Raw genomic sequence first — 653 nt, forward strand, 5'->3', positions numbered from 1 at the left:
CGTAAGATCGCAACACCTCGTGCCGTTTCTCCTTTTGCTTCGGGTAATGTTTTACCCATTTCGCGGGTCATTGTTTCAGCAATTTCATCGAGGTTTTCTTCTAAGATATTGGCCGTTTTGAAAAGAAGTTGGCCACGTGCAGACTGCCCAAGCTTGCGCCAAGCTTTCTTCGCCTTATCCGCAGATACTACCGCTTTGTTCAAGTCATTTTCCGTTGAGCTCTGAACGTATCCAACCGGTTCTTTATCCGCCGGATTAATGCTTTTAATCGTCTCCATAGAAGATGCGTTTACCCACTCATTGTTAATAAAATTTTTATATGTTTTCGTTGCAAATGAAGTTGACATCATTGTTTTTGGCTCCTTTTTATATTAAAATGTTGGTCCAATTCTCCAAATCCCAAAGTCATGCTGCTTTAATATTTCCGCTTTTGTGAGTTTTCCGTTTGAAACGTGTTGAATTTCATCCATAATGCGACGGCCCACTTCATCAACGGTTTCTGTACCATCGACAATCGTACCTGCATTTAAATCCATATTTTCATTCATCCGCTCAAACATTGGCGTATTCGTTGAAATTTTAATAACAGGTGCAATCGGAGAACCAGTTGGCGTGCCTCGTCCACTTGTAAAGAGAACAATTTGGGCACCGCC

1 protein-coding gene and 1 pseudogene are annotated in these 653 nt (G+C 41.7%); both read right to left on the reverse strand.

The annotated features are described in order from the left end of the window. On the reverse strand, positions 1 to 347 hold a 347-nt coding region (locus AC1DUW_RS31675; protein ID WP_477644558.1), incomplete at its 3' end, for an aldehyde dehydrogenase family protein. A gap of 24 nt (positions 348 to 371) precedes the next feature. Beyond that, positions 372 to 653 (reverse strand): annotated as a pseudogene (locus tag AC1DUW_RS31680) (UxaA family hydrolase); the annotation flags it as partial.

It is taken from the genome of Peribacillus sp. P4_C12 (assembly GCF_056402095.1).